The organism is Streptomyces sp. NPDC057287 (genome assembly GCF_042667905.1).
In the GTDB taxonomy this organism is placed as follows: domain Bacteria; phylum Actinomycetota; class Actinomycetes; order Streptomycetales; family Streptomycetaceae; genus Streptomyces.
This window is the reverse complement of sequence record NZ_JBHUYV010000018.1, coordinates 1-24,258: the sequence shown is the minus strand read 5'-3', so window position 1 is coordinate 24,258 and position 24,258 is coordinate 1. Positions and strand designations below refer to the sequence as shown.

Below are 24,258 nucleotides of genomic sequence, written 5' to 3'. Positions count from 1 at the left end.
GAGCACTTGAAGTTTTGGGAACCACAACTGCAACTGAGATCAACAGTAGCACGATTCGGGCACAAGCGAGCTGTACGCCATATCACTCCACCGGCACTCCACCGCGCACGGCATAAACCCTCACCGCTCATTGCGCGTATTTCTGTGCCCGTGGAATCAGATATATGCTCGCGGACCGGTCAGGAATCGGCGCCGCTCCGGCCGGCCGCGGGCCGCCTCAGTTCCTCGTTGAGACGCAGGGCCTCCTCGAGCTGGTCCTCCAGGATGACGATGCGGCAGGCCGCCTCCACCGGCGTCCCGCCGTCCACCAGCTCGCGGGCACGGGCCGCGATCCGCAGCTGGTACCGCGAGTAGCGGCGGTGCCCGCCCTCGGAGCGCAGCGGCGTGATCAGGCGGGCCTCACCGATGGCCCGCAGGAAGCCAGGCGTCGCACCGATCATCTCCGCGGCCCGCCCCATGGTGTACGCGGGGTAGTCGTCGTCGTCGAGACGGCCCGTGGCGTGCGACGGGGACTCCGGGGGCATCTGCACCTCTTCTGCTGCGCACCGGATCACCGATATGACCTGGCTGCACAAGAAAGCCTAGGCGTAGGGGTAGGTCATGTCTATTGCCACCGGAACAGGTTTCCCCCGGCCCCGGTGCCGCCCTCCGCGCGGCCGCCCGCCGCGAGGCTCCCGGACGGAGCGCTCCGTAGCCGCTCGACCACCCCAACAGGGCTGACCGACCGGTCAGTTGTCGGCAGACCGGCGAACGGTCATACTGCACTCGTAGCCCTTCACGCATCCCCCGTCGTGAAGGGCTACGTCTCTGCGCTGGCAGCGGTTCCTCCCTGGCCGGCGCGGCCCGCGCGACCTGGAGCACACACGGTCATGAACGGCACGGACAGGTCCACCGCGGTGGCCCGGACGGTCACGGACGTCCTGCAGCCCCGCAATGTGCTGCTCGTCGGCATGCTCGCCGTGGGCGTGGCCTCCGCGGGCGACTGGACCGGCCTTCCCTGGGGGTTCCTCGGCGCCCTCTGCGCGGGCCTCGTCCCCGCCGGTTACATCGAGTGGGAGCGTGGGCGCGGGACCTGGGGGGACCGCCACGTCGTGGACCGGACCCAGCGGGCGCCGATCTTCCTGGTGATCCTGGCCTCGCTCGGCACCGGTGCGCTGATCATGGTCCTGGGGCGGGCGCCCCTCGGCATCCTGATCGCGATGATCTCCCTGTGGGTCATGACGACGGTGCTCCTGGCGGTCAACACGCTCTGGAAGATCTCGGTGGACTCGGCGGTCGCCTCGGCCGTGGTCGCTCTCCTCTGCGTCACGCACTCCCCGTGGTGGCTGTGCGCGGCCGTGCCGGCCCTCGCCGTGTGCTGGTCGCGGGTGGCGCTCGGCTACCACTCGGTGGCCCAGACGGCCGCGGGGGCGGCTGCGGGCGCCGCGACGGCCGCCGGATTCCTCTTCGCCTGAACCACGCGCACCGCTGTTCCCGCTCCCGGCCCGGAGGACGGGCGACCGCCCCGATTGCGGACCGGTCCCGGAGCCGGTTACGTGGACGGTGGGGCCCCGCAGCGATGTCACCGGGAGGCAGGCAGATGCCCAGGAAACCCGCGAACTCGAAGGTCGGCCTGCTCCTGAGCCTGGGAAGCAGCGCGCTCGCCGTCGCCCGCACGGTCAAGCAGATGCGCAGGGTGCGTGGCACGCAGGACAAGCTGACCACCGCGAACACCGTGGCGGGGCTGCTGCCCCTGATCACGTCCGCCCTGCTCGTCCTGCGCCGGCTCCGCGGACGCTCCCGGCAGCAAGCCGGGTGAACGGGCCCGGGGCGCGCTCAGGCCGCCCCGCCCGCCGTCCGTGAAAGCCCCCGCAGCCTCTCCAGCACCCTGGCGCGCAGCAGCTCGTACTCCTCGCGGAGGCGGACGATCTCCGCGGGCCGCTCGACGGCCACACCCCCGGACACGATCTCGTGTGCGGCGAACTGCTCACGGGTGAGGTCGATCTCCACGCCCATGCCCAGCCTGTTCCACCAGTGGTAGTCGACGCGCTCGCCCCCCACCCGCACCTCGCCCCGGATCAGGTCGCCGCCCAGCAGGTCGTTGACGACGAGGGCCGTCACCCCGCACTGGTCCCGCGCCGGATTCGCGGGATCCCACCGCGGCCGGTGTGCGGGCGTGGTCGTGTCCGCGTCCCAGCTGCTGCGGACTGCTGCTTCGACGTCGGTGAGGAGCAGGGGTTCCATGCCCGGGATCCTCGCACCCGCCACTGACAACGCCCCGGGCACGCGCGGGGGTTCAGTAGCCCCGGCTGCGCGAGACGAGCACGGCGATGTCGTCCTCGGCCGTTTCCGCGAACCGGTCCACGACCTCTTCGAGCAGGTCCTCCAGCCGCCCGCTCGCCGGGAGCGTGAGCTGGGTGAGCCGCTCGATCGACACGTCGATGTCCTCGCCCCTGCGCTCCACCAGGCCGTCGGTGTACATGAACAGCACCGTCCCCGGGCCGCACGGCAGCACCGTCGTGCGGTACCCGCCGAAGCCCGTTCCGAGCGGCGGCCCCACGGACATCCGCGCCACCCGCGCGCCGGGTGCCCCCGGATCGATGAAGACCGGAGGCGGATGGCCGGCGCTGGCCACCTCGCAGACCCCCTCCCGCCGGTCGACGACCGCGATGCAGCAGGTCGCGGCACGGTCGAGGCCGGACCGTTCGACGGCCTTGTCGAGGCGTTCCAGGACGCGGTGCGGCGGGAGATCGTCCTCGGCCATGAGGCGCAGCATCGAGCGGTAGTTGCTCATGGCGACGGCCGCCTCCACACCGTGGCCCATCACATCGCCCATCACCTTCATGTGGCGTCCGCCCTGGAGCGGAATGGCGTCGAACCAGTCGCCCCCGACCACCGCCCCCTCGCCGGCGGGGAGGTAGAGGGAGGCGATCTCGATGCCCGGGTTCGGCACCCTCGGGTCGGAGAGCAGGGAGCGCTGGAGCTCCAGGGCGATGCCGTGCTCGTGCGTGTAGCGGTGGGCGTGGTCCACGTCGACGGCCGCGCGGCCCGCGAGCGTCCGCGCGACGACGACGTCCAGCCCTTCGGTGAACGGGGGCGAGTCCCCCGCTCTCAGCAGGCTGAGCACCCCCAGCGGACGCCCGCGCGCGGTCAGCGGCACGGCCACGGCAGAGTGGAGCCCGATGGCACGGTAGGCGGCGACCCGCTCGGGGTTGGGGGCGGCACGGGCGATCCGTCCGTCGTCCAGCAGGTCCACGATCACCGGCTGGTCGGCGGCCAGGCTACGGGGCACCGCAGCGTCCTCCTGGTAGTCGATGTCGGTGCCCGGTCCGCCGAACCCGGCGATCCCGTCGGCGAGCTCCGGGATGGTGGCCACCCCGGCCCGTCGCAGCCGCAGCACCCCGGACGGGGGCTCACGCCGGCTGTGGCCCTCGTCCTCGGGAAGCAGCTCGACGACGGCCACGTCGGCCATGACGGGCACCACGAACTCCGCGAGTTCCTGGCAGGTGGTCTCCACGTCGAGCGTCGTGCCGATGCTGACGGCCGCGTTGTCCAGGAGCGTCAGATAGGCCCTGGCCCGCTGCAGCTCCTCGCGCTCGTCCTCGGTGGCGGTGACCTCTTGCGCGATCGCGACCAGCCCGCACGCCCGTCCGTCCCGCTCGAGACGGTGGTAGGCCACACGCCAGTACCGCCGCTTGATGACGGACTCCACCCAGGTCCGCCCGCTGACGGTGACCTCGCGGGGCACTCCGTCGGCCAGCACCTCGTGCATGACGTCCGTCCGGACGGCGACGTCCGGCAGCACCTCCGCGACGGTCCTGCCCAGGTGCGCGGCGGCCGGGACCCCGTTGAGCTGTTCGAGTGCCTGGTTCACGTAGACGTAGCGGAGATCCGTGTCGAGGACGGCCACACCTGCCGGGCTGCTGCCGATCAGCTCGGCCAGCTCGGCCGCGTCGAAGCGCGGCGGGTCGGCGTGCTCTTCGGCCTGCAACGGAGCCTCCAGAGGGATGCGTCCCGGCGGGTGCTGGGCCGTCGGCCCTCACGGGTCGACGAGCGCCCGGCCCCTCATCCTCTGCCGCCCCGCACCGCGCCGCATCTCCGCGGAGCCGGCCCTCCGGCGTCGAGCCCGTCCAGCGGCAGGGTCCCCTCCGAGGCCGCCGCACCCGGCGGCAGACCGAACGCGGCCTCGACCCGCTTCGGCACCGGGGTGAGCCCCAGCAGGCCGCTCACCAGCAGGCCCGCCAGGTGGTGCCAGGCCGGCGCCCTGCGGATCATCGCGTGGTCGCTGCCCGGGATCGTCACCAGGCAGGTGCGGGCGCCCGCACGGCGGGCCCTGGCCGTCAGGGACTGGGACGCCAGAGGGCTCGTCACCCGGTCCCGGGTGCTGTGCAGCAGGACGACGTCGCGCCCCGCGAGCTGGGTCACCGGATCGCCGGGCGGACACCACGGGGCGAGCCCCACCACCGAGCGGACCAGGGGGTGCCCGGCTGCGTGGAGGGCGGCGCGGGCGCCCATGGAGTGGCCGAGAAGGACCACGGGGATGTCGCCCGCCTCGCGCCGCAGGGCGTCCAGTGCGCGTAAGGCGTCGTGCAGCGGGTCCTCGCGGGGCCCGTTCCAGCCGCGGTGCGTGTAGCGGACCCGCTGCACGCGCACGCCTGAGTCACCGCGCACCGCGCGGGCCACGACCCGGGCGACCGGCAGCATCCGCAGACCGGGCAGGTTCATGGCACCGGGCGCCGGCGCCGCCAGCCCCGTCTCGTAGCCGCCGTGGAGGATGAGCACCGCTGCCGACGGCGGTCTTGCGGCCACAGGTACCTCCAGGTAGAGGTGCGGGCCGACGCCCGCGCACTCCCCCCATATTCGGTGCCGGACGGCGTACGGATGGGTCGAACGTGGCGATGCGTGGAAAGTGCCGTTCACTGTACGAGGCACGAATCGTTCCCGTACGCGACCCAAGGAGCCCCCGACATGGCGTCAGGACCTCAGATCGGCCGGCCTGCACCGGATTTCACCCTCCCCGGAGGCGTGCTCTCCGACGACACCTTCGAGCGGCGCGACTACACGCTCTCCGCCGCGCGCGGCCGGGCCGTCGTGCTCGCCTTCTACCCCGGTGACAACACAGCCGTCTGCACCAAGCAGCTCTGCTCCTACTCCTCCGGCCTCGAGACCTTCGAGGGCCTCGACGCCGAGGTCTGGGGAATCAGCCCCCAGGGCGTGGACAGCCACGAGTCCTTCGCGCGCGGCCACGACCTGCGCATGCCTCTGCTGGCCGACACGGACCGGGAGACCACCCGGGCCTACGGAGTGGCCGCGCCCGGCATCGGCGTACGCCGCTCGGTCTTCCTGATCGGGCCGGACGGCGTGCTCCGGTGGAAGCACGTCGCGCTGCTGGGCGCCACCTTCCAGTCGCTCGACACGCTTGCCGAGCAGCTTTCCGGCATCAGAACTCCCTGAAGACTGCCGGACTCCGGCAGTACCCCCGCCCGGTCCCGCATGGGACCATTCAGCCAGTTCGACGGAGACGTGTCGGGGGACAGCGAACACCGGGGGAGTGATCACGTGACCGTTCTTCTCGGTCTCGGCATTGCGGGAATCGTGCTGCTCACCCTTTCCCTGATCTTCGACGGGATCCTCGAAGGGCTCCTCGGTGACGCGCTGGGCGGGCTGCTGAACGGCTTCTTCGACGGCCTGCTCTCCCTGCCGGTCGTCGCGGGCTTCCTCTCCATGCTCGGCTTCGGGGGAGCGGTCGTCCTCGGCACCACCGGGGCCGGCCTCCCCGTGGCGGTCGCGGCGGGCGCCCTCGCGGGCCTCGTCGCGGCCTGGCTGACCTGGAAGTTCAGCCAGGCCCTGATGCGGGATCAGACCACGGCGACACCACGCGGGGACGATCTCGTCGGCACGTCGGGATCCGTGGTCACACCGATCCCGGCCGACGGCTACGGCGAGGTCCTGCTGCGACTCGCGGGCCAGACCGTGAAGTACTCCGCGAAGAGCGCCGTCCCGGTCGAACGCGGTGCGGAGATCTGGGTGGAGGCCACCCTCTCGACCACCTCGGTCACCGTCCGCCCCGTCGAGCGCTGACCTCCGGCGAGCCATACGTACGCCTGTCCGAAACCCGTACAGCGAACACACTGCCGTCCCGTCGGGAGGGCAGGGGGGACACCTCTCATGAGTCCAGTAGTCATCGCCGTCATCGGCATCGTCGTCCTTTTCGTGCTCCTCGGCCTCGCCGTGATCACCCGATACAAGGTCGCGGGGCCCAGCCAGGCCTTCATCATCACGGGCCGCCGCGGCAAGAAGTCCACCGATCCGGTGACCGGCCGCACCAGCATCGACAACAGCGGCCAGAAGGTCGTCGTGGGCGGCGGCGTCTTCGTGGTGCCGTTCGTCCAGCAGAAGTTCACGCTCGACCTCTCCAGCCGGCACATTCCCGTCGCCGTCCGCGGCGCCGTCACCCTGCGCGGTGTGAAGTCCAACCTCGAGGGCGTCGCGATCGTCAAGGTCGGCGGCAGCGAGGACGCGATCCGTGCCGCGGCCCAGCGCTTCCTCCAGCAGCAGAACGGCATCGTCGGGTTCACCCAGGAAGTGCTCTCCGGAGCGCTCCGCGCGATCGTCGGCCGCATGTCGGTCGAGGACATCATCCGCGACCGCGCGGCGTTCGCCGGCCAGGTCGCGGAGGAGGCGGAGGCCAGCCTCTCCGGCCAGGGCCTCATCCTGGACGCCTTCCAGATCCAGGACATCACCACCGAGGGTTCCTACCTGGAGGACCTCGGGCGCCCCGAGGCCGCTCGCGCCAAGCAGGAGGCCGACATCGCCGAGGCCATCGCCCGGCGCGCCTCCGAGCAGGCCCGGCTGAAGGCGGCCGAGGAGATCGCCATCGCCGAGCGGACGTTCTACCTGAAGCAGGCCGAGATCAAGGCGGAGACCGAAGCCGCCGCGGCCAGGGCCAACGCCGCGGGCCCCCTCGCCGAGGCGGCACGTCAGCAGGAGGTCCTCGCCGAGCAGGAGAAGGTCGCCCAGCGCCAGGCAGCCCTGACCGACCGCGAGCTCGACACCAAGGTCCGCAAGCCCGCCGACGCCGCCCGCTACCGGGCGGAGCAGGAGGCCGAGGCCCGCCGCATCGCCCAGGTCAAGGAGGCCGAGGCGGACGCGGAGCGCTCCCGCCTGACCGGTCAGGGCGAGAAGCTCCACCGCTCGGCCCTCGCGGACGCCGTACGCATCGAGGGCGAGTCCGAGGCCGCCGCCATCGCCGCGAAGGGTGCCGCCGAGGCCGAGGCCATGCAGAAGAAGGCCGACGCCTTCGCGCAGTACGGCGACGCGGCAGTCCTCCAGATGCTCGTCGAGGTGCTCCCCCAGGTCGTCGCCAAGGCGTCCGAGCCGCTGAGCGCCATCGACAAGATGACGGTCATCTCGACGGACGGCGCGAGCCAGCTGTCCCGCACGGTCACCGACAACGTCGCCCAGGGCCTGGAGCTCCTCAACTCCACGACGGGCGTCGACCTGGGCGCGCTGCTCCGGAACCTGCAGGGCAAGGCCGGCGGCAGCACCGCGCCGGCGGTGCCCGCCCCCGCGGCCGACGGCGAGAAGATCGAGATCAAGGACTGACCACCTGTCCTCATGTGCCCGGCCGGTGGCGGTTCACGGCCGGGCACGCTCATGTCCGCGCCCTCCGCCGCGACGGCGGCGGAGGGCGCGGACATGAGCGTGCGCCACCGCGACGGCGGCAGGGACGACGGCAGGAGTGCACCGGTCACAGCGGTGGGCGGCGCGCGTGGCGGTCAGGCCCCTGCCCGGGGACGCGACGGAGACGGCGCGTTGCGCAGGTCCTCGTTGATCTGCCGGGCTTCTTCGAGCTGGTCCTCGAGGACGACGATGCGGCAGGCGGCACCGACGGCGACGCCCTGATCGACGAGTTCGCGAGCCCGGGCGGCGATCTTCAGCTGATAGCGGGAGTACCGGCGGTGCCCGCCCTCCGAGCGCAGCGGAGTGATCAGCCGCTCCTCGCCGAGGGCACGAAGGAACGCGGGTGTGATGCCGAGCATCGCGGCGGCCCTGCCCATCGTGTAGGCGGGGAAGTCGTCGTCGTCCAGACGACGGAAGGAATCCTCTGCGGGCATTCAACCTCTCTCGGAACGCACTGGAGGGGCCTTGGTGCCAATGGCACCAAGGCCCCGAAGGAAACTGCTACACCATCCGCCGGCTCTGCTGCACCGGCTCTCTGAGTCCGCACGGCCACCCGACACGGAGTCGGGGTTGCGGGGATCGCGAATGCGTGACCGGAGACCACCTGCCTGTCGATGTCCTGCGGCACCCGGACCCGGCTTCCGCCGCCCGGGCGATCCTGATGGTGGACAACTCCTCCGTTCTTTCCTCTGGACCGACTGCGTACGTGCACTGCTGGTGGCGGCCCCTGATCACTACGGGCCACCCGGTCCGGTCGTCAGTTCCGTCGCCGTCATGCGACCACCCTGGCTTCGGAACTCCACCACCGCACCGTCCTGCGAACTGCGTGTACCGCCACCCGGCAGTTCGTGTCTGCCGGACCGTCTCGATCTCTTGGCTACGAGGACGACACTAATCAGTGAGCCCACAGATGTCTACCTCCGCCACGACAGATTTTCTGTGAGGTGGAATGGCGTAGTTCTGCTTCCACAGATGTTCGAATTCTCCAACCCGGTAGACATCGGGGTAGTAGAAACCGTCTGCGCGGGCACCCGAGATGTCCAGGAGCATGCGACACAACCGATCAGGTGGGGTGTACGCCCATGAACGACACGACGATCCCCGACACCTCGGCACCCCCCGCAGGGACCGTGGTCCGGGGCGACAGCACCGACAGCATCCACTGGGCCCGCACGGCCGCCCGCACCTTCACGGACCGCCTCCGCCCGGCACCGGCCCCGGACCTGGCCGACACCCTCGTACTCGTGGTCTCCGAGCTCGCCACCAACGCACTGCGCCACGGCGGCGGCCGGTTCACCCTCCGGCTCTTCGCCGGCCCCGGCACCGTGACCGCCACGGTCAGCGATCCGAGCCCGGCACCCCCGCGCGGGCGCGCCCCGGACCTCGACGGCGCCACCGGCGGCTTCGGGTGGCACATGGTCCGCCGGCTCACCCAGGCCCTGACCGTCACGCCCGGCCCGGGGTCCGGCAAGACGGTCTGCGCCCAGTTCGCCCGGTAGCCCGGGCGGGCCGTCAGACGCGCCCATCCGGGTGGTTCTCGTGGCCGGATAAGGTAATGGGTGACTAAAGAGATGACAAAAGCGTCGCCCTGCCGCCGCGCGCTCCTCGGAGGAAGCCATGGGAACCCACCGCACATCGCTGCCAGGAGTCGGCGTCCAGTACGACTACACCACCGAGTCGGGACAGCACATCTCCGTGGTCGTGCACCACGACGGACGACGGTTCCTCGGGTTCTACGAACAGGACGATCCTGATTCGTGCGTGCTCTCCGTCCCCCTGACGACCACCGAGGCCACCGGGCTCGCGCACCTCATCGACGCGGCGCCGATCGACGCCGTACGGACCGAGGGCATCGACCTGGTCACCGAACACATCCCGCTCGGGGCCCGCTCCCCGTACGGCGGGCGGCTGCTCGGCGACACCCGGGCGCGGACACGGACGGGGGCCTCGATCGTGGCCGTGCTGCGGACGCACAGCGCGCACCCGTCACCGGGACCGGACTTCCGGCTGGCCATCGGGGACACGCTCGTCGTCGTGGGCACGCGTGAGGGCGTCGACACGCTCTCCGAGATCATTGCGGAGGGCTGATCGTGCACGACACGACTGCACTGCTCGTGGAGCTGGGCTCCGTCATCCTGGGGCTCGGCATCATCGGGAGGTTCGCCGGGCGAATAGGCCTCTCACCGATCCCGCTGTACCTCCTGGCCGGACTCGCGTTCGGGGAGGGCGGGCTGCTGCCGCTCGGGGCCAGCGAGGAGTTCACCGCCATCGGGGCGGAGATAGGCGTCATCCTGCTGCTGCTCCTGCTCGGGCTGGAGTACAGCGCCTCGGAGCTCGTCACCAGCCTCAAGACGCAGTATCCGTCCGGGGTCGTCGACTTCGTGCTGAACGCGACACCCGGAGCGGTCGCCGGCCTGATGCTCGGGTGGGGGCCCGTGGGGGCCGTCGCCCTGGCCGGGGTCACCTGGATCTCGTCGTCGGGCGTCATCGCCAAGGTGATGACCGACATGGGGCGGCTCGGCAACCGTGAGACGCCCGTCATCCTCGGTGTCCTCGTCATCGAGGACCTCGCCATGGCCGTCTACCTGCCGCTGCTCACCGCGATGCTGGCCGGTGTCGGTCTGGCCGGCGGCAGCATCGCGCTGCTCATCGCACTCGGGACCGTCGGGTTCGTGCTGTACCTGGCGCTGCGCCACGGCCGGCTGATCAGCCGCGCGGTCTCCTCCGACAACCCGGAGATGCTGCTGCTCGTCGTCCTCGGGCTCACGGTCCTGGTGGCCGGGGTGGCCCAGCAGCTCCAGGTGTCCGCCGCCGTCGGCGCGTTCCTCGTGGGCATCGCGCTCTCCGGAGAGGTCGCCGAGGGGGCGCGCAAGCTGCTGACGCCGCTGCGGGACCTGTTCGCGGCGGTCTTCTTCGTGTTCTTCGGGCTGTCCACCGATCCGGCGGAGATCCCGCCCGTACTGCTTCCGGCGGCGCTGCTGGCGATCGTCACGGTCTTCACGAAGATCGGCACCGGCTGGTACGCCTCCCGGCGCGCCGGGATCGGCCCGCGGGGCCGCTGGCGCGCGGGCGGGACGCTGGTCGCGCGAGGGGAGTTCTCGATCGTCATCGCGGGCCTGGCCGTGGCCACGGAACCGCGGATCGGCCCCATCGCGACCGCGTACGTGCTGATCCTGGTGATCGCCGGTCCGCTCACCGCCCGGTGGACGGAGCCGGTCGCCTCCAGGATCCAGGCCGCGCTGGCCGGCAGGCGGAAGACGCCGGCCCCCGCGGGGGGTCAGCCGATGCCCTCGCACGACGACCTCACACCGGAGCACGCCGGGCGCGACTCCGACTGACGGGGCACCACCCGTGCGGCGCCCCGGTCCAGGAGGGCCCGGCCCCGGCGCTCAGAGCGGGGTGGCCGCGTGGAGGATGCCGACGAGCGTGACCGTCGCGTTGAGCGACGACAGCGCCGAGGCCGCCGTCCCCACCGTCGCGGTCACCGCCGCCAGGGCCACATGCGCGGAGGCCGGGGGCCAGAGTCCGGCCGAGGGCTCGGGGTCCAGCAGCGCCGCCACCCGGCGCGGTACGGGGCCGGCCGCCGCGAAGGCGGGAAGCACGGCGGGACCGGGCGGGCGGTGCGAGACCAGCGCCGCCCTGCCGACCGCCGTGGCCACTGCCCTGCGGCTGCCGACCGCGCACGCCGCCTCCTCGTCCGCCCAGCGTTCGGTGCTGTACGCCACCGCCGTGCACAGGGGCAGGAGGAACGGGTTGGCGCGGGCCGCCAGCTGAGTCACCAGCAGGTAGCGGTGGTGGCGGCCGGCCAGGTGCGCGCGCTCATGGGCGACGAGCGCCCGCTGTTCGCGGGCCCCCAGGCACTCCAGCATCGCGGTGGAGACGACGACCCGGCCGTCGCGGAGCCGCCCACCGGGGAGGGCGTACGCGAACGGGTCGGGGGACGGGACCACCGCGAGATCCCCCTGTCCGGTGGACGGCGGCAGGGCACGGCCGGCCCGGACACGGGTCCGCGTGTGCCGCAGCAGGGTGCCGCAGCAGGCCACCAGCACCACTCCCAGCACGCCGATCGCGATCAGGCCCGCCTTCTCCTCGTACGGCACCGCGGCGCGGACCTCGGGGTCCGACCAGCCGTCGGGCAGCGGATTGCCGGGGAGCTGGGCCGTGCCCACCACCATGAGCAGGGCCAGGCACAGGGTGCTGCACAGGGCCAGCGTCGAGCCCACGGCTGCCAGCAGCCGGGTGGCGCTCCTGGGGTGCAGATGCTGTTCGGCGAGGCGCGCCATGGGCAGTGCGGTCAGCGGCAGGACGAGTGGCAGGTAGACGAAGACGCCCATCGTGGTGTCTCTCAGCCTTCCGGGGCGGCGGAGTCGTCGGTGCGGCCGGAATCCCCGGGGCCGCCGGAGCCCTCGTCGGCGTCCTCTCCTTCGGCCGCGGGGGAGAGCAGCGCGCGGAGCCTGGCCTCGTCGCCCGGGGACAGCGCGGAGACGAAGCGCGCCAGGACGGCCTCCCTGTCGCGCTCGCCGTCCAGGACGCGGCGCATCCGCAGGGCGGCGAGGCCCGCCTCGTCGGACGCGGGGGTCCAGGCGTAGGAGCGGCCCTGACGGGTGCGGGTGACGGCCTTCTTCGCGTAGAGGCGGGAGAGGATCGTGATCACCGTGGTGTAGGCGAGGTCGCCGTCGAGGTGCTCCTGCACCCAGCCGGCCGTCGCGGGGCCGCCCGCCGAGCGCAGCACGGTCAGGACCTGGGACTCCAGCTGCCCCTGGCCGCGCCGGGGCAGCCGTGGGCTTCCCCGTGTGCCGCCGTCGTCCGTACCTGTGGGCCTGTTCATCCGCCGCATCCTACTGAGTGGCCGCCGAACGGCCCGTCGGCCGCCGTCCACCCCTCGTTCTTCTACACCGCTGTAGAGTTCCAGTGGTTCCCGCACCACAGGCAACGCAACGTATGCAGACGTCATGGCCCTTTGGGATCGGATCAAGGAATCCGCGTCGACGATGCAGACGCAGCTGGAGGCGAAGAAGAACGACCTGAAGAGCGGTGCGTTCCGGGACGCGAGCATGGCCATGTGCGCCCTGGTCTCCGCGGCCGACGGCTCCATCGACCCGTCGGAACGGCAGCGCGTCGCCTCGCTGATCGCCACCAACGACGTACTGCAGAACTTCCCTGCGGACGACCTCCAGCGCCGGTTCAACGCCTATGTGGACAAGCTGACCGCGGACTTCGCCTTCGGCAAGGTCAGCGTGCTCCAGGAGATCGCCAAGGCGAAGAAGAAGCCCGCCGAGGCGCGTGCCGTCATCCAGATCGGCATCGTCATCGGCGGCGCCGACGGCGACTTCGACAAGTCGGAGCAGGCCGTCGTGCGGGAGGCGTGCTTCGCGCTGGACCTGCCGCCGCACGAGTTCGACCTGTAGGACACCTGCGGAGGGCGTACGGGCCGGGGCCGGGCCGTACGCCTCACGGGGCGCCCGTCTCAGCGGCGCCCCGTCCCTGTGGCCCCCGTCCCGGCAGCCCCGTACCTCGCAGGTCAGAGCTCCTTCGCCGGCCAGTCCAGCAGCCGGGCACCGATCACCGCGGTCTGCAGGGTGTAGCGGTGCATCGGATCGGCCGGGTCGGAGCCGGTCAGCTGGTGTATCCGCTCCAGGCGGTACGTCAGCGCGCGGACGCTCAGCGACAGCCTGCGGGCCGTCTCGGCGGCGACACAGCCCGCTTCGAAGTAGACGGACAGCGTCCGCAGCAGCGGTTCCGCGCCGCCCCGGGCCTCCCTGAGCGGACCGAGCTCACTGCGCACCAGATCCGCCATCGCCTGCCGGTCCCTGGTCAGCACGGGATAGACCAGCAGGTCGGCGGCGTACAGCACGGGATCGTCGAGCCCCATCCGCTGCGCCAGTTCGAGGGCGTCGAGCGCCTCGTCGTACGAGTGGACCACCCCTCCGGGCCCGCGGTGCGGGCGGCCGACCGCGACCTGGCCGCCGTCCGTCGCGGCATGGGCCTGCTTCGCGAAGTACCGCAGGACGTCCGGCTGACTGCCGGGGGCTATGCACACGAGACGCCCGTCCTTCGTCGTGAGCAGGATCTTCCTGCCCCCGAAGCGCGCGAGCAGGGCCGCCTCCACGCTGCGGGGCACCGCGTCGGACTCGGTGTACGCCTCGGGGCCCGCCGCCACCGCGACGGCGTGGGCCCGGGAGAGCCGGAGCCCGAACCGGGTGGCCCGCTCCGCGAGCCGGCCCAGGTCACTGCGCCCGTACAGGAGGTCGTCGATGAACTCCCGCCGGGCCGCCTCCTCGCGCCGCACGGTGAGGCGCTGGGCGCGCTCGAAACCCTCCGCGAAGGCGTCGACCGCCTGGTCCACGGCGCCCAGCACGGCATCGGCGGTGAAGGCCCCCGACGTGGCGCGCGGCCAGGCGGCGCGGGTCTCCGAGAGGTGGCGGTGCACCAGTGCCCGCAGCTGGTGCCCGGCCTCGGCGGCCTCACGTCCGAGCGTGCGCCGCGCCTCCAGCTCGTCCCGGGTGAGCCGGCGGCCGGTCTCCGCCACCTCGGTCAGGATGTGGGCATAGCCCTCCAGGAACCTCTCGGGGATCTCGGGCTCCGCCACGGCGCACTCCTCCGTACATGATCAGCACTGTCAACTCACCAACGCACGGGGGCGGGTGCCGGTGCCCGGCAGGCAGGGCACGTGAAGCCTGCCGGATTCCGGCAGTGCGCCGGGACGGCCCCGGCTGACACGATCGTTCCGGCAACACACGGGGGAAGCACGGGGATCACGGGGGATCACGGGGGAAGGAACCGGCTGCCGCGGGGCCGTTCGCGGTGCCTCGGCGCCGGCGCCCCGTGCCACCCGCCTCCCTGCCCCGGGACCGTACGGGTGTCGTGTCGCAGGGGGTGGGCCGGATGACCGAATTCCTTTCCGCAGCAGTCGCCTTCCCGGCTGTCCTCTTCTGCGCCGCACTGGTCGTCGTCGTCTGCTTCTGGCTGCTGGTCCTGGCCGGGGCCGCCAGGCCCGACTCCTTCGACGCCGACCTCGACAGGGAAGCGGTCGGCTTCGGCGGGGTGCCCGTCTCCGTGTCGGTGTCGCTGTTCGTGGTCATCGCCTGGTGCGCCGGCCTGACCGGTTCGGCCCTGGTGCTCCGCAGCGGGGTCACCGCCACCCCCCGGGCCGTGCTCCACCTCGCCGTCCTGGCAGGTGCGCTCCTCATCGCCTGGGGCGCGGTCCGCATGCTCGTACGCCGCTTCCGCCGGTTCTTCCCCCCGGAGCCTCCACCTCCACGGGAGGACACCCCGGGCCGGGCCGGCACGATCCGTACGGGGCCCACCGGCGCCGGTTCCCCGCCCTACGACGCGGAGGCCGCCCCGCGCCCGCTGCCACGCGCGGCCCGCTGACCCGCCTCACCGCCTCCCGGACGCCGGGAACACCCGCCGCCGCGGCCCCCGCCTCGCTCCGGGTGCTGGGGCGCCCCGGAAGATCCACCAGGAAGGAGCACCAGGCATGCTGGGTTCCGTGTCATCACTTCCGCAACAGCCCCAACGTCCGCCCAGCGTCGGCCACATGGTGGTCTGCGGCGACGACACCCTCGCCCGCCGGCTCGCCGTGGAGCTGCGCTACGTGTACGGGGAGCGGGTCACCCTGCTCGTCCCGCCGGGCCGTGACACCGGCAGGACGGAGCAGCCGCTGACCCAACGGGCCCGCGCCGGGGCCCTGTTCGGGCGGATGTCGGCGGCGATGAACCGCAACGGGGTCGTCGGCGGGAACGGGGACACGAACGCCGGGGTCGAGGCCGTCCGCATCATGGAGGCGCACGAGCCCACCGACGACGTGCTGGAGGAGGCCGGCGTCGACCGGGCCGCCGCGCTCGCTCTCGTCTACGACGACGACGAACTCAACATCCGTGCCGCCCTGACGGCCCGGCGGCTCAACCCGCGCCTGCGCCTCGTCATCCGCCTCTACAACCGCAAGCTCGGCCAGCATCTGGAGACCCTCCTCGACCAGGCGGCCGCCGTCTCCATGCCCGGTCTCGATCCGGCCGCGCTGGACGCCTCCACCACCGTCCTGTCCGACGCGGACACCGCCGCCCCCGCCCTGGCCGCCACCGCGCTGACCGGCAGCAGCAAGGTCATCCAGGCCGAGGGCCTGCTCCTGCGCGCGGCGGAGCGCACCCCGCCCCGGCCCGGCGAGCTCGCCGACCCGGGCCTGTGCACCCTGGCCCTGCTCTCCGCCACCAGCCAGGACCCGGCCGGCGCGGAGGGCTCCGACAGCAGCGGCGACGAGGGTCCCCAGCTCCTGCCCGACCAGGCGACGGTGAACGCCGCCACGGGCCGGGGCACGGTCGTCCTGGAGGCCGTCAGCCAGGCCGGACCCGACCGGGGGCCCACCCGCATGGGAGGCAGGGGCGCGCCGCTCGGCCAGGTCTTCTCACGGAGGCTGCGCTGGTCGGCGCTGGGCGTCGCGGTGGCCGTGGTCGCCCTGGCCGTCGCCTCGGTGATCACCACCGGGGACAGCCCGCTGCACGCCGCCTACCTGACCCTCCTCGACCTGCTGGCCATGGGCGACCCAGCGGTCGAGGACACCGACTCCTCGTCCCGCCAGGTCATCCAGCTGCTCTCCGGCACGGCCGGACTCCTGCTGCTTCCCCTGCTGGTGGCCGCGGTCCTGGAGGCCTTCGGCTCACTGCGCACCGCGTCCTCGCTGCGCCGCCCGCCGCGCGGCCTGTCCGGCCACGTGGTCCTGCTGGGACTCGGCAAGATCGGCACGAGAGTCCTGGTGCGGCTCCGTGAGCTGGACATCCCCGTCGTGGTCGTCGAGGAGGACCCCGAGGCGCGCGGAATCCCGCTGGCCCGAAGCCTGCACGTGCCGACCGTCCTGGGCGACGTGACCCAGGAGGGGGTCCTGGAGGCTGCCAAGATCCGCCGGGCCCGCGCGCTGCTCGCCCTGACCAGCGTCGACACGACCAACCTCGAAGCCGCGCTGTACGCCCGCTCGGTGAAGCCGGACCTCCGGGTGGCACTGCGCCTGTACGACGACGAGTTCGCCACCGCCGTCTACCGCACCCTGCGCACGGCCCACCCCCAGGCCCTGACCCGCTCCCGCTCAGTCTCCCACCTGGCCGCCCCGTCGTTCGCGGTCGCCATGATGGGCCGCCAGATCCTGGGAGCGGTCCCGGTCGAGCGCAAGGTGATGCTCTTCGCGGCCCTGGAGGTGGCGGGCCACCCCCAGCTGGAGGGCCGGACCGTCGAGCAGGCGTTCCGGGCGGGCGCCTGGCGGGTCCTGGCCCTGGACGCCACCCCGCCGGCGGACCGCCGCCCGGACCTCGGGGCCGTACCGCCGTACGACCCGCTCGACCCGGCGTCGGCCGGGGCACCGGACCGTCCCTCCGGCCTGGTGTGGGACCTGCACCCGGGCTATGTGCTGCGGCCGGAGGACCGGGTGGTGATCGCCGCGACCCGGCGCGGGCTGGCCGAACTGCTGCGCAGGCAGCGCGCGATGACCCGGCGCTGAGCCGCGACGTGCGGTCGGGGCCGGCGGCCCCGGCCGGCGGCCCCGGCTAGCGGCCCCGGCTAGCGGAACATCCCCATCGCCTCACGCACCTCCTGGAGGGTGGCCTCGGCCACGGCGTTCGCCCGCTCGTTCCCGGCGCGCAGCACGTCCCGCACGTGGCCCATGTCCTGGGCGTACTCCGCCCTCCGGGCGCGGATCGGGGCCATCGCTCCGTTGACGGCATCCGTCACGGTCCGCTTGAGGCCGGCCGCGCCGCTGTCGCCGATCTCGTCGGCGAGCTCGTGCGGATCGCGTCCGAGACAGAGCGCGGCCAGCAGGACCAGGCTCGACACCCCGGGGCGATGCGCGGGGTCGTAGGTGATGCGGCGGTCGCCGTCGGTGGTCGCGCCTCTGATCAGCCGGGCGGTCTCGTCGGCGTCGGCGCGCAGAGGGATGGAGTTGTTCCTGCTCTTGCTCATCTTGGTGGCGTCGGTGCCGAGGAGCAGGGGCGCTGCGGAGAGCAGCGCGTCGGGTTCCGGGAAGACGTCTCCGTACCGCTCGTTGAAGCGCCGGGCGATGGTGCGGGTGATCTCCAGGTGCGGCAGCTGGTCCTGGCCCACCGGCACGAGGTTGCCCTTGCAGAACAGGATGTCGGCGGCCTGGTGGACCGGGTAGGTGTACATGAGACCGCTGACCGCGGCCTGCCGGGAGTGCGCGATCTCGTCCTTCACGGTGGGGTTGCGTCCGAGCTCCGCGACGGAGACCAGCGAGAGGAACGGCAGCATCAGCTGGTTGAGGGCCGGGACCGCGCTGTGGTTGAAGACCGTGCTGCGGGCGGGGTCGATCCCGATGGCGAGGTAGTCCAGGAGCAGGCCCTCCACGTGCTCGGTGAGCCGATCGGCGACGTCCCGGTCGGTGAGGACCTGGTAGTCGGCGACGAGGACGAAGACGTCCGCACCGAGGTCCTGGAGCCGCACCCGGTTGTGCAGGGTGCCGAAGTAGTGCCCGAGGTGGAGGGCCCCGGTGGGCCGGTCCCCGGTGAGGACGCGGAAGCGGCCGGGGTCCTCGGCGAGCTGCTGCTCCAGTTCGGCGCTGCGGCGCGCGGCGGGGGTGGCGGGCAGGTCGGTCGTCATGGTCACGGGGGCTCTCCTCGCTGGTGGTGTACGCGTGGAGGACGGCCCGTCGTGGGGCACCGGGGCAGCAGAAAGGGCCGTCCGAAGATCGAACGGCCCTGGTTCCGCGCAGAGAGAGGTGGCCGCTCCTAGGAGGAGCGCCACCGGTTACGGCACGGTACGGAGGTCATGCGGCGAGTCTAGCGCGCACCGGTCCCCGGGGGCCGGGTACGACCGCTCCGCCCGGCGTGCCGGAGCGGCGGCTGCCGGACCGCGCGGCGGGGGTGGAATAGAGGAGGGGGGTGCTCCGTTGTAGGGTGTGTTCACATAGTTCAACGTTCAACCAAAACTTTGGAGGCGGGCGCCATGCAGTTCGGGATCTTCACCGTCGGGGACGTCACCACCGACCCCACGACCGGGACGACGCCGAGCGAGAACGAGCGGATCAAGGCGACCCTCGCGATCGCGCTCAAGGCCGAGGAAGTGGGCCTGGACGTCTTCGCGACCGGTGAGCACCACAACCCGCCGTTCGTCCCGTCCTCCCCCACGACCACGCTCGGCTACATCGCCGCCCGCACCGAGAATCTGATCCTCTCCACCTCCACCACCCTGATCACCACCAACGACCCGGTGAAGATCGCCGAGGACTACGCCACGCTCCAGCACCTGGCGGACGGCCGCGTCGACCTGATGATGGGCCGCGGCAACACCGGCCCGGTCTATCCCTGGTTCGGCAAGGACATCCGTCAGGGCATCCCGCTCGCGATCGAGAACTACGCGCTGCTGCACAAGCTGTGGCGTGAGGACGTCGTCGACTGGGAGGGGAAGTTCCGCACCCCGCTGCAGTCCTTCACCGCGACCCCGCGCCCGCTGGACGGCGTCCCGCCGTTCGTCTGGCACGGCTCCATCCGCTCCCCGGAGATCGCCGAGCAGGCGGCCTACTACGGCGACGGGTTCTTCCACAACAACATCTTCTGGCCCATGGAGCACACGAAGAAGATGGTCGACCTCTACCGGCGCCGCTACGCCCACTACGGGCACGGCACCGCCGAGCAGGCCATCGTGGGCCTCGGCGGGCAGGTGTTCATGCGGAAGAACTCGCAGGACGCGGTACGGGAGTTCCGGCCGTACTTCGACAACGCGCCGGTCTACGGCCACGGGCCCTCGCTGGAGGACTTCACCCAGCAGACCCCGCTGACCGTCGGGTCCCCGCAGGAGGTCATCGACCGGACCCTCTCCTTCCGTGACGAGGTCGGCGACTACCAGCGCCAGCTGTTCCTGATGGACCACGCGGGCCTGCCGCTCAAGACGGTCCTGGAGCAGCTCGACATCCTGGGCGAGGAGGTCGTGCCCGTCCTGCGCAAGGAGTTCGCCCGCCTGCGCCCGGCCGGCGTGCCGGACGCCCCCGTCCACCCCGCCGTCGCCGCCGCCCGCGCCGCCGCCACCGCCGACCCGAAGGAGCTCTGAGCACCGTGCCCGTCACCGCCCCCCTGAGGATCGTCGCCGTCGCGGCCGGCCTCAGCAGCCCCTCCTCCACCCGGCTGCTGGCGGACCGGCTCGCCGAGGCCGCGCGCGAGCGACTGGCGGCCGACCAGGACCGCCCCGTCGAGATCGAGGTCGTCGAGCTGCGCGATCTGGCCGTCGACATCGCCAACCACCTGGTCACCGGCTTCCCGCCGGCCGCCCTGCGGAAGGCGATCGACGCGGTGACCGGAGCCGACGGGCTGATCGCCGTGACGCCCGTGTTCACCGCCTCGTACAGCGGTCTGTTCAAGTCCTTCTTCGACCTGGTCGACAACACGGCGCTGACCGGCAAGCCCGTCGTCGTCGCGGCGACCGGCGGAACGCCCCGGCACTCGCTGGTGCTGGAGCACGCGATGCGCCCGCTCTTCGCCTATCTGCGGGCCGTCACCCTGCCGACCTCCGTGTACGCGGCGTCGGAGGACTGGGGCTCGCACGGCGACGAGTACACCGAGGGGCTGCCCTCCCGGATCCGGCGCGCGGGGGGCGAGCTCGCCTCCGCCGTCACGGGGCGGACCGTCTCCGGCGCCGCGCGGACCCTCACGCTCGACGACGGCGAGGACGCGGTCGTGCCGTTCGCCCAGCAGCTGGCGGATCTGCGCATCAGCTGACGGCCGCCTCGGGCACATCGGGGCATCCGGGGCACCACTGCCCCCGATGCCCTGTTTGGTTACAGTTACTCCATGTATGCCGGACATGCTTGAACACTCTGGGAGGCAGACATGGGCAGGATCGTCGTGGGCGTCGACGGATCGGACGCGTCGGTCAAGGCGCTGCGCTGGGCCGTACGCCAGGCCGAGCTGACCGGTGACACCGTCGAGGCGGTCAACAGCTGGGAGTACCCCTCGACCAGCTGGGCGTCCATGATGCCGGGCATGCCGGAGGACTTCGACCCGCAGGCGGTGGCGACCGTGGCGCTCACCGAGGCGCTGGAGGAGGCGCTCGGCGCCGAAGGAGCGGCGGCGATCGAGAAGATCGTCGTGATCGGCAACCCCGCCCAGTCCCTGCTGGAGCGCTCCAGGGGTGCGAACCTGCTGGTTGTCGGCGCCCGCGGCTACAGCGGCTTCAAGGCGACGCTGCTCGGCTCGGTCAGCCTCCACGTCGCCCAGCACGCCACCTGCCCGGTCACCGTCGTCCGCGACTGAGCCGGGTCCGCCCCGGCACGGGCCGACGGGCGGGCCCCCGGTGTGCCGGGAGTCCGTCCGTCGGCCCGTGCCGACTCGCGGGGTGATGTGGCGTCAGAGAGCGACGACGTCGGCCACGACGCAGGAGACGTTGTCCGGGGCGCCGGCGTCACCGGCCAGCGCGACCAGAGCGCGTACGGCTGCGTCCGGTCCGTCCGCCGCGACGACGGTGCGGGCCACCTGCCCCTCGTCGACGACCGCCGACAGCCCGTCCGAGCAGAGCAGATAGCGGTCACCGGGCAGGGTGTCGTGCAGCCGCACGTCCGGACGGGCAGGCGGCTCCTCCGTCTCACCGACCAGCGCCCTGAGCAGCAGCGCGCGCTGAGGGTGCGAGGCAGCCTCCTCTTCCGTCAGTGAGCCGTCGTCGATCATCGACTGCACCACCGTGTGGTCGTGCGTGATACGGAACAGCTCGCCGCCCCGGAGCACGTACGCCCGGGAGTCCCCGATGTGCACCAGGCCCAGCCGCTCGCCGGTCCACACCAGGGCCGTGAGCGTGGTGCCGGACTCGGCGGGGGCACCGGCGCCGGCCACCGCCTCGCGTACCGCTGAAGCGGCGGACTCCGCCGCGTCCCGCAGGGCGCTCAGCAGATCCGCCGCGTCCACGGCGCCGCGCGCGGCCGGCTTCAGCGCCTCGACGGCCGCCGCACCGGCATCGGCGCCGCTCGCGCCGAAGCCGTCGGCCACGGCGAGCAGCCGCGCCCCGGCGTACGCCGTGTCCTGCTGGGAGGTGCGCACCGCACCCGGGGGGCCAGTGCCGCGTAGCGGATCCCGAGGGTGACCGGCCCCCGGCCGGTCTCGTCGCCGTTCGACATTCCGGCGTTCTCCTTCGCTGACAGATGGTCGACGAGGAAGGCCGCGAGTTCCCGGCGGGCGGCCGTCTCGGCCTCCACCTTCGCCCAGTAGGCACGGATCTCCGCGGCGGCGGCGCCGTCGCCGAGCGCCACCACCTCGGCGATCCGGGCGAGCGGCATCCCGATCCGCCGCAGCCACGCCACCAGCCGTGCGGTCTCCGCCTGCGACCGGTCGTAGTACCGGTACCCGTTCACCGGATCGACCAGGACGGGGCGGAGCAGCCCCAGCTCGTCGTAGCGGCGCAGGGCCTTCGCGGAGAGCCGGGACAGCCGGGCGAACGCCCCGATCGTCACCAGCCCCTCGCGCCCGGACATCCCGCCTCCGCCTTCCACCACGGCCTCCTCGCGCCGGGGCGGATGCGCCCGGCCCCGCCGATGCTGGGGCTTCCCCCGCGGGGAAGGTCAACAGGCGGACCGCTTCGTGCCGCCGCCGCGACCGGCGCCCCGGTCACTTGCGGTTGTACAGCCGCATCGTCACCGCGCCGAAGACCGCCACGAAGAGCGCCGACCAGCCCAGCGACCAGGCGATGTCCGTCGCGGGCCAGTTACCGGCCATCAACTCGCGCACGGCAGCGGCGAGATGGGTGACCGGGCTGTTGTTGACGAACACCTGCAGCCAGCCCGGCATCGTCCGGGGGTCGACGAAGACGTTGCTCAGGAAGGTCAGCGGGAAGATCACCATCATGCTGACGCCCATCACCGACTTCTCGGTGCGCAGCATCAGTCCGAACATCGTCCAGATCCACGAGAAGGAGAACGAGAACACCATCAGGAGCGCGACACCGGCCAGCACTCCCAGCGGACCGCCGGCCGGCCGGTAACCGATGACGATGCCGACCACGAGCATCACGGCCGAGGCCAGGAGGTAGCGCACGACATCGCCGAGCAGGTAGCCGACCATGGGGGCCGGCCGCCAGATCGGCAGGGTGCGGAACCGGTCGAACACGCCCTTCGCGATGTCGGTGTTGACCGCGACGCCCGTGTACATCGTGATCATCACGACGCTCATGACGAGGATCCCCGGCAGCAGGAACTGGATGTAGTCCTCGGTGGAACCGGCCAGCGCCCCGCCGAACAGGTACGTGAACATCAGCACCATCATGATCGGGAAGACCGTCACGTCGAACAGCTGCTCGGGCACGTGTTTGATCTTGAGCATGGCCCGCCACCCGAAGGTGAACGACGCCGACAGCGCGCCGGGCCGGCGCGGCCGCTCCTGACCGACGAGCAGCGAGGCGAGCGTTCCGGCGTCCGGTGCGGTGAGCTCGGCGTCGTCGCGTCCGGTGCTCGTGGGCGCGGCGCTCATGCCGTCACCCCCTTCCTGTCCGTCAGCGCGAGAAAGACCTCGTCGAGGCTGGGCTGCCCCAGCGCGAAGTTGTCCACGTGGATGCCGCACCGTGCCAGCTCGGCCAGTGCCCGGGCCGCCTGCTCGGCGGCCCCGTTCTCGGTGCCGTGTCCGCCGACCCTGGCGGTCAGTGCCACCGGGTCGTGGTCCAGCTGCACGGTGGCGTCCAGCACGAGCGCCAGCACCCGTTCGGCCTCGGGCCGCTGCCCCGGGTCGCGCAGGCGCAGATGGACGGAGCCGGCCCCCACCGACGCCTTGAGCTCGCCCTTCGTGCCCTCGGCGATCACCCTGCCGTGGTCGATCACGGCGATGCGGGAGGCCAAGTGGTCGGCCTCGTCGAGGTACTGGGTGGTCAGCATCACCGTCGTGCCCTGGGCGACGACGGCCCGCACGATGTCCCACACCTGATTGCGGCTGCGCGGGTCGAGACCGGTCGTGGGCTCGTCGAGGAACAGCAGGTCGGGCGTGTTCAGGATGGAGGCGGCGATGTCGATCCGGCGCCGCATGCCGCCGGAGTAGTTCTTCACCTGTCTGCCCGCCGCCTCGCTCAGCCCGAAGGCCTCCAGCAGCTGCGCCGCCCGGGCCCGGGCGGCGGGCTTGGAGTGGCCGAGGAGCCTGGCCAGCAGCACCAGGTTCTCCGTACCGGTGAGGTCCTCGTCGACCGAGGCGTACTGCCCCGTGAGACTTACGCGGCCGCGGACCGTGTCGGCGTCCGCCACGACGTCGTGGCCGAAGACCCGCGCCTCGCCCGCATCGGGCCGCAGCAGGGTCGCCAGCATCCTGACGGTGGTGGTCTTCCCGGCTCCGTTGGGCCCCAGGACTCCGTAGACGGTCCCCACGGGCACGGCGAGATCGACGCCGTCCACCGCGCGGTTGTCACCGAAGACCTTCACCAGCCCCGCGGTCTCGATGGCCAGTTCAGTGCTCATGGTCCCTTCCTTGCCAAGGGTGTCGAGGGCGGACAGGGCCACGATGGCACGGCCCGCGGCGGTCGCGGGGCGAATCGGACGGAATGGACGGGCGCGGCCCGCGGGCCCGGGCCCGGGGGCGCGGCCCGGGGGGCGGGGGGGGCGCCCGGGGCCGGGCGCGCGCGGGGGGGTGACGGGGGACGACC

General features: G+C 72.4%; 24 protein-coding genes and 2 pseudogenes. 14 read left to right on the top strand and 12 right to left on the bottom strand.

Going from position 1 to position 24,258, the window contains the following annotated elements; all coding sequences use genetic code 11:
- Positions 1 to 179 precede the first annotated feature (179 nt).
- Positions 180 to 524, bottom strand: coding sequence for a MerR family transcriptional regulator (locus tag ACFUNE_RS29160; protein ID WP_383574192.1), 345 nt, complete (start codon positions 522 to 524; stop codon positions 180 to 182).
- Positions 525 to 869: 345 nt separating this feature from the next.
- Here ACFUNE_RS29160 and ACFUNE_RS29155 point away from each other — a divergent pair, with 345 nt between their 5' ends.
- Together ACFUNE_RS29155 and ACFUNE_RS29150 are read left to right on the top strand one after the other, a co-directional pair.
- The gene (locus ACFUNE_RS29155) at positions 870 to 1,454 is read left to right on the top strand and encodes a hypothetical protein (RefSeq protein WP_383574190.1); all 585 of its coding nucleotides are present in this window, start codon (positions 870 to 872) and stop codon (positions 1,452 to 1,454) included.
- Positions 1,455 to 1,579: 125 nt separating this feature from the next.
- The gene (locus tag ACFUNE_RS29150) at positions 1,580 to 1,798 is read left to right on the top strand and encodes a hypothetical protein (RefSeq protein ID WP_383574188.1); all 219 of its coding nucleotides are present in this window, start codon (positions 1,580 to 1,582) and stop codon (positions 1,796 to 1,798) included.
- A gap of 17 nt (positions 1,799 to 1,815) precedes the next feature.
- Here ACFUNE_RS29150 and ACFUNE_RS29145 read toward each other — a convergent pair whose 3' ends face one another.
- The 3 genes from ACFUNE_RS29145 to ACFUNE_RS29135 form a co-directional block, all read right to left on the bottom strand.
- Positions 1,816 to 2,223, bottom strand: a complete 408-nt coding sequence (locus ACFUNE_RS29145) for a hypothetical protein (RefSeq protein WP_383574186.1) — start codon at positions 2,221 to 2,223, stop codon at positions 1,816 to 1,818.
- 52 nt (positions 2,224 to 2,275) lie between these two features.
- Complete coding sequence (locus ACFUNE_RS29140; protein ID WP_383574184.1) at positions 2,276 to 3,970, bottom strand: SpoIIE family protein phosphatase; 1,695 nt, start codon at positions 3,968 to 3,970, stop codon at positions 2,276 to 2,278.
- 74 nt (positions 3,971 to 4,044) lie between these two features.
- Positions 4,045 to 4,788, bottom strand: a complete 744-nt coding sequence (locus ACFUNE_RS29135) for an alpha/beta hydrolase (RefSeq protein ID WP_383574182.1) — start codon at positions 4,786 to 4,788, stop codon at positions 4,045 to 4,047.
- A gap of 159 nt (positions 4,789 to 4,947) precedes the next feature.
- On the opposite strand from ACFUNE_RS29135, the gene ACFUNE_RS29130 reads away from it, so the two are divergent.
- The 3 genes from ACFUNE_RS29130 (at position 4,948) to ACFUNE_RS29120 (ending at position 7,584) form a co-directional block, all read left to right on the top strand.
- Positions 4,948 to 5,433 carry a peroxiredoxin gene (locus ACFUNE_RS29130; RefSeq protein WP_383574180.1) on the top strand — a complete coding sequence of 162 codons (486 nt, stop codon included), beginning with the start codon at positions 4,948 to 4,950 and terminating at the stop codon, positions 5,431 to 5,433.
- 105 nt (positions 5,434 to 5,538) lie between these two features.
- A complete protein-coding gene (locus ACFUNE_RS29125) occupies positions 5,539 to 6,060 on the top strand; it encodes a hypothetical protein (RefSeq protein ID WP_383574179.1) in 522 nt (173 codons plus the stop codon).
- Positions 6,061 to 6,147: 87 nt separating this feature from the next.
- Positions 6,148 to 7,584: a flotillin family protein gene (locus tag ACFUNE_RS29120; RefSeq protein WP_383574177.1), complete on the top strand. Its 1,437-nt coding sequence runs from the start codon at positions 6,148 to 6,150 to the stop codon at positions 7,582 to 7,584.
- 173 nt (positions 7,585 to 7,757) lie between these two features.
- Here the strand turns inward: ACFUNE_RS29120 and ACFUNE_RS29115 are convergent, their stop codons facing one another.
- Positions 7,758 to 8,096, bottom strand: a complete 339-nt coding sequence (locus ACFUNE_RS29115) for a MerR family transcriptional regulator (protein ID WP_383574175.1) — start codon at positions 8,094 to 8,096, stop codon at positions 7,758 to 7,760.
- A 648-nt stretch (positions 8,097 to 8,744) separates the two neighbouring features.
- Here ACFUNE_RS29115 and ACFUNE_RS29110 point away from each other — a divergent pair.
- The 3 genes from ACFUNE_RS29110 (at position 8,745) to ACFUNE_RS29100 (ending at position 11,000) form a co-directional block, all read left to right on the top strand.
- Positions 8,745 to 9,161, top strand: a complete 417-nt coding sequence (locus tag ACFUNE_RS29110) for an ATP-binding protein (protein ID WP_383574173.1) — start codon at positions 8,745 to 8,747, stop codon at positions 9,159 to 9,161.
- Positions 9,162 to 9,279: 118 nt separating this feature from the next.
- Positions 9,280 to 9,750 (top strand): cation:proton antiporter regulatory subunit, encoded by a 471-nt coding sequence (locus ACFUNE_RS29105; protein ID WP_383574171.1) that lies wholly within the window; start codon positions 9,280 to 9,282, stop codon positions 9,748 to 9,750.
- Between the two features lie 2 nt (positions 9,751 to 9,752).
- On the top strand, positions 9,753 to 11,000 hold the full coding sequence (locus ACFUNE_RS29100; protein ID WP_383574169.1) for a cation:proton antiporter: 1,248 nt from the start codon (positions 9,753 to 9,755) through the stop codon (positions 10,998 to 11,000).
- A 51-nt stretch (positions 11,001 to 11,051) separates the two neighbouring features.
- Here ACFUNE_RS29100 and ACFUNE_RS29095 read toward each other — a convergent pair whose 3' ends face one another.
- On the bottom strand, positions 11,052 to 11,996 hold the full coding sequence (locus ACFUNE_RS29095; RefSeq protein WP_383574167.1) for a M56 family metallopeptidase: 945 nt from the start codon (positions 11,994 to 11,996) through the stop codon (positions 11,052 to 11,054).
- Between the two features lie 11 nt (positions 11,997 to 12,007).
- Positions 12,008 to 12,490: a BlaI/MecI/CopY family transcriptional regulator gene (locus tag ACFUNE_RS29090; RefSeq protein WP_383574165.1), complete on the bottom strand. Its 483-nt coding sequence runs from the start codon at positions 12,488 to 12,490 to the stop codon at positions 12,008 to 12,010.
- 124 nt (positions 12,491 to 12,614) lie between these two features.
- On the opposite strand from ACFUNE_RS29090, the gene ACFUNE_RS29085 reads away from it, so the two are divergent.
- Positions 12,615 to 13,070 carry a TerB family tellurite resistance protein gene (locus ACFUNE_RS29085; protein WP_351275025.1) on the top strand — a complete coding sequence of 152 codons (456 nt, stop codon included), beginning with the start codon at positions 12,615 to 12,617 and terminating at the stop codon, positions 13,068 to 13,070.
- Between the two features lie 113 nt (positions 13,071 to 13,183).
- On the opposite strand, the gene ACFUNE_RS29080 is transcribed toward ACFUNE_RS29085, so the two are convergent.
- Positions 13,184 to 14,251 (bottom strand): PucR family transcriptional regulator, encoded by a 1,068-nt coding sequence (locus ACFUNE_RS29080; RefSeq protein ID WP_383574163.1) that lies wholly within the window; start codon positions 14,249 to 14,251, stop codon positions 13,184 to 13,186.
- A gap of 296 nt (positions 14,252 to 14,547) precedes the next feature.
- On the opposite strand from ACFUNE_RS29080, the pseudogene ACFUNE_RS29075 reads away from it, so the two are divergent.
- Both ACFUNE_RS29075 and ACFUNE_RS29070 read left to right on the top strand, forming a co-directional pair.
- Positions 14,548 to 14,976, top strand: a pseudogene (locus ACFUNE_RS29075) (hypothetical protein); the annotation flags it as partial.
- Between the two features lie 166 nt (positions 14,977 to 15,142).
- Positions 15,143 to 17,149, top strand: coding sequence for an NAD-binding protein (locus tag ACFUNE_RS29070; RefSeq protein WP_383574161.1), 2,007 nt, complete (start codon positions 15,143 to 15,145; stop codon positions 17,147 to 17,149).
- 59 nt (positions 17,150 to 17,208) lie between these two features.
- Here ACFUNE_RS29070 and trpS read toward each other — a convergent pair whose 3' ends face one another.
- Positions 17,209 to 18,261: a tryptophan--tRNA ligase gene (gene trpS / locus ACFUNE_RS29065; protein WP_383574420.1), complete on the bottom strand. Its 1,053-nt coding sequence runs from the start codon at positions 18,259 to 18,261 to the stop codon at positions 17,209 to 17,211.
- Between the two features lie 345 nt (positions 18,262 to 18,606).
- Between trpS and ACFUNE_RS29060 the strand changes: the two genes are divergently transcribed.
- From ACFUNE_RS29060 to ACFUNE_RS29050, 3 genes are all read left to right on the top strand, one after another.
- A complete protein-coding gene (locus ACFUNE_RS29060; protein WP_383574159.1) occupies positions 18,607 to 19,707 on the top strand; it encodes an LLM class flavin-dependent oxidoreductase in 1,101 nt (366 codons plus the stop codon).
- Positions 19,708 to 19,712: 5 nt separating this feature from the next.
- Complete coding sequence (locus ACFUNE_RS29055; protein WP_383574157.1) at positions 19,713 to 20,372, top strand: FMN reductase; 660 nt, start codon at positions 19,713 to 19,715, stop codon at positions 20,370 to 20,372.
- Positions 20,373 to 20,483: 111 nt separating this feature from the next.
- Positions 20,484 to 20,906, top strand: a complete 423-nt coding sequence (locus tag ACFUNE_RS29050) for a universal stress protein (protein ID WP_383574155.1) — start codon at positions 20,484 to 20,486, stop codon at positions 20,904 to 20,906.
- 93 nt (positions 20,907 to 20,999) lie between these two features.
- On the opposite strand, the pseudogene ACFUNE_RS29045 reads toward ACFUNE_RS29050, so the two are convergent.
- The 3 genes and pseudogenes from ACFUNE_RS29045 to ACFUNE_RS29035 all read right to left on the bottom strand — a co-directional run bounded on the left by ACFUNE_RS29045 (position 21,000) and on the right by ACFUNE_RS29035 (position 24,073).
- A pseudogene (locus ACFUNE_RS29045) lies at positions 21,000 to 22,114 on the bottom strand (MerR family transcriptional regulator).
- Between the two features lie 133 nt (positions 22,115 to 22,247).
- Positions 22,248 to 23,105: an ABC transporter permease gene (locus ACFUNE_RS29040; RefSeq protein WP_383574153.1), complete on the bottom strand. Its 858-nt coding sequence runs from the start codon at positions 23,103 to 23,105 to the stop codon at positions 22,248 to 22,250.
- A complete protein-coding gene (locus ACFUNE_RS29035; RefSeq protein ID WP_383574151.1) occupies positions 23,102 to 24,073 on the bottom strand; it encodes an ATP-binding cassette domain-containing protein in 972 nt (323 codons plus the stop codon). The genes ACFUNE_RS29040 and ACFUNE_RS29035 overlap by 4 nt, the downstream gene beginning before the upstream one ends.
- Positions 24,074 to 24,258 lie beyond the last annotated feature (185 nt).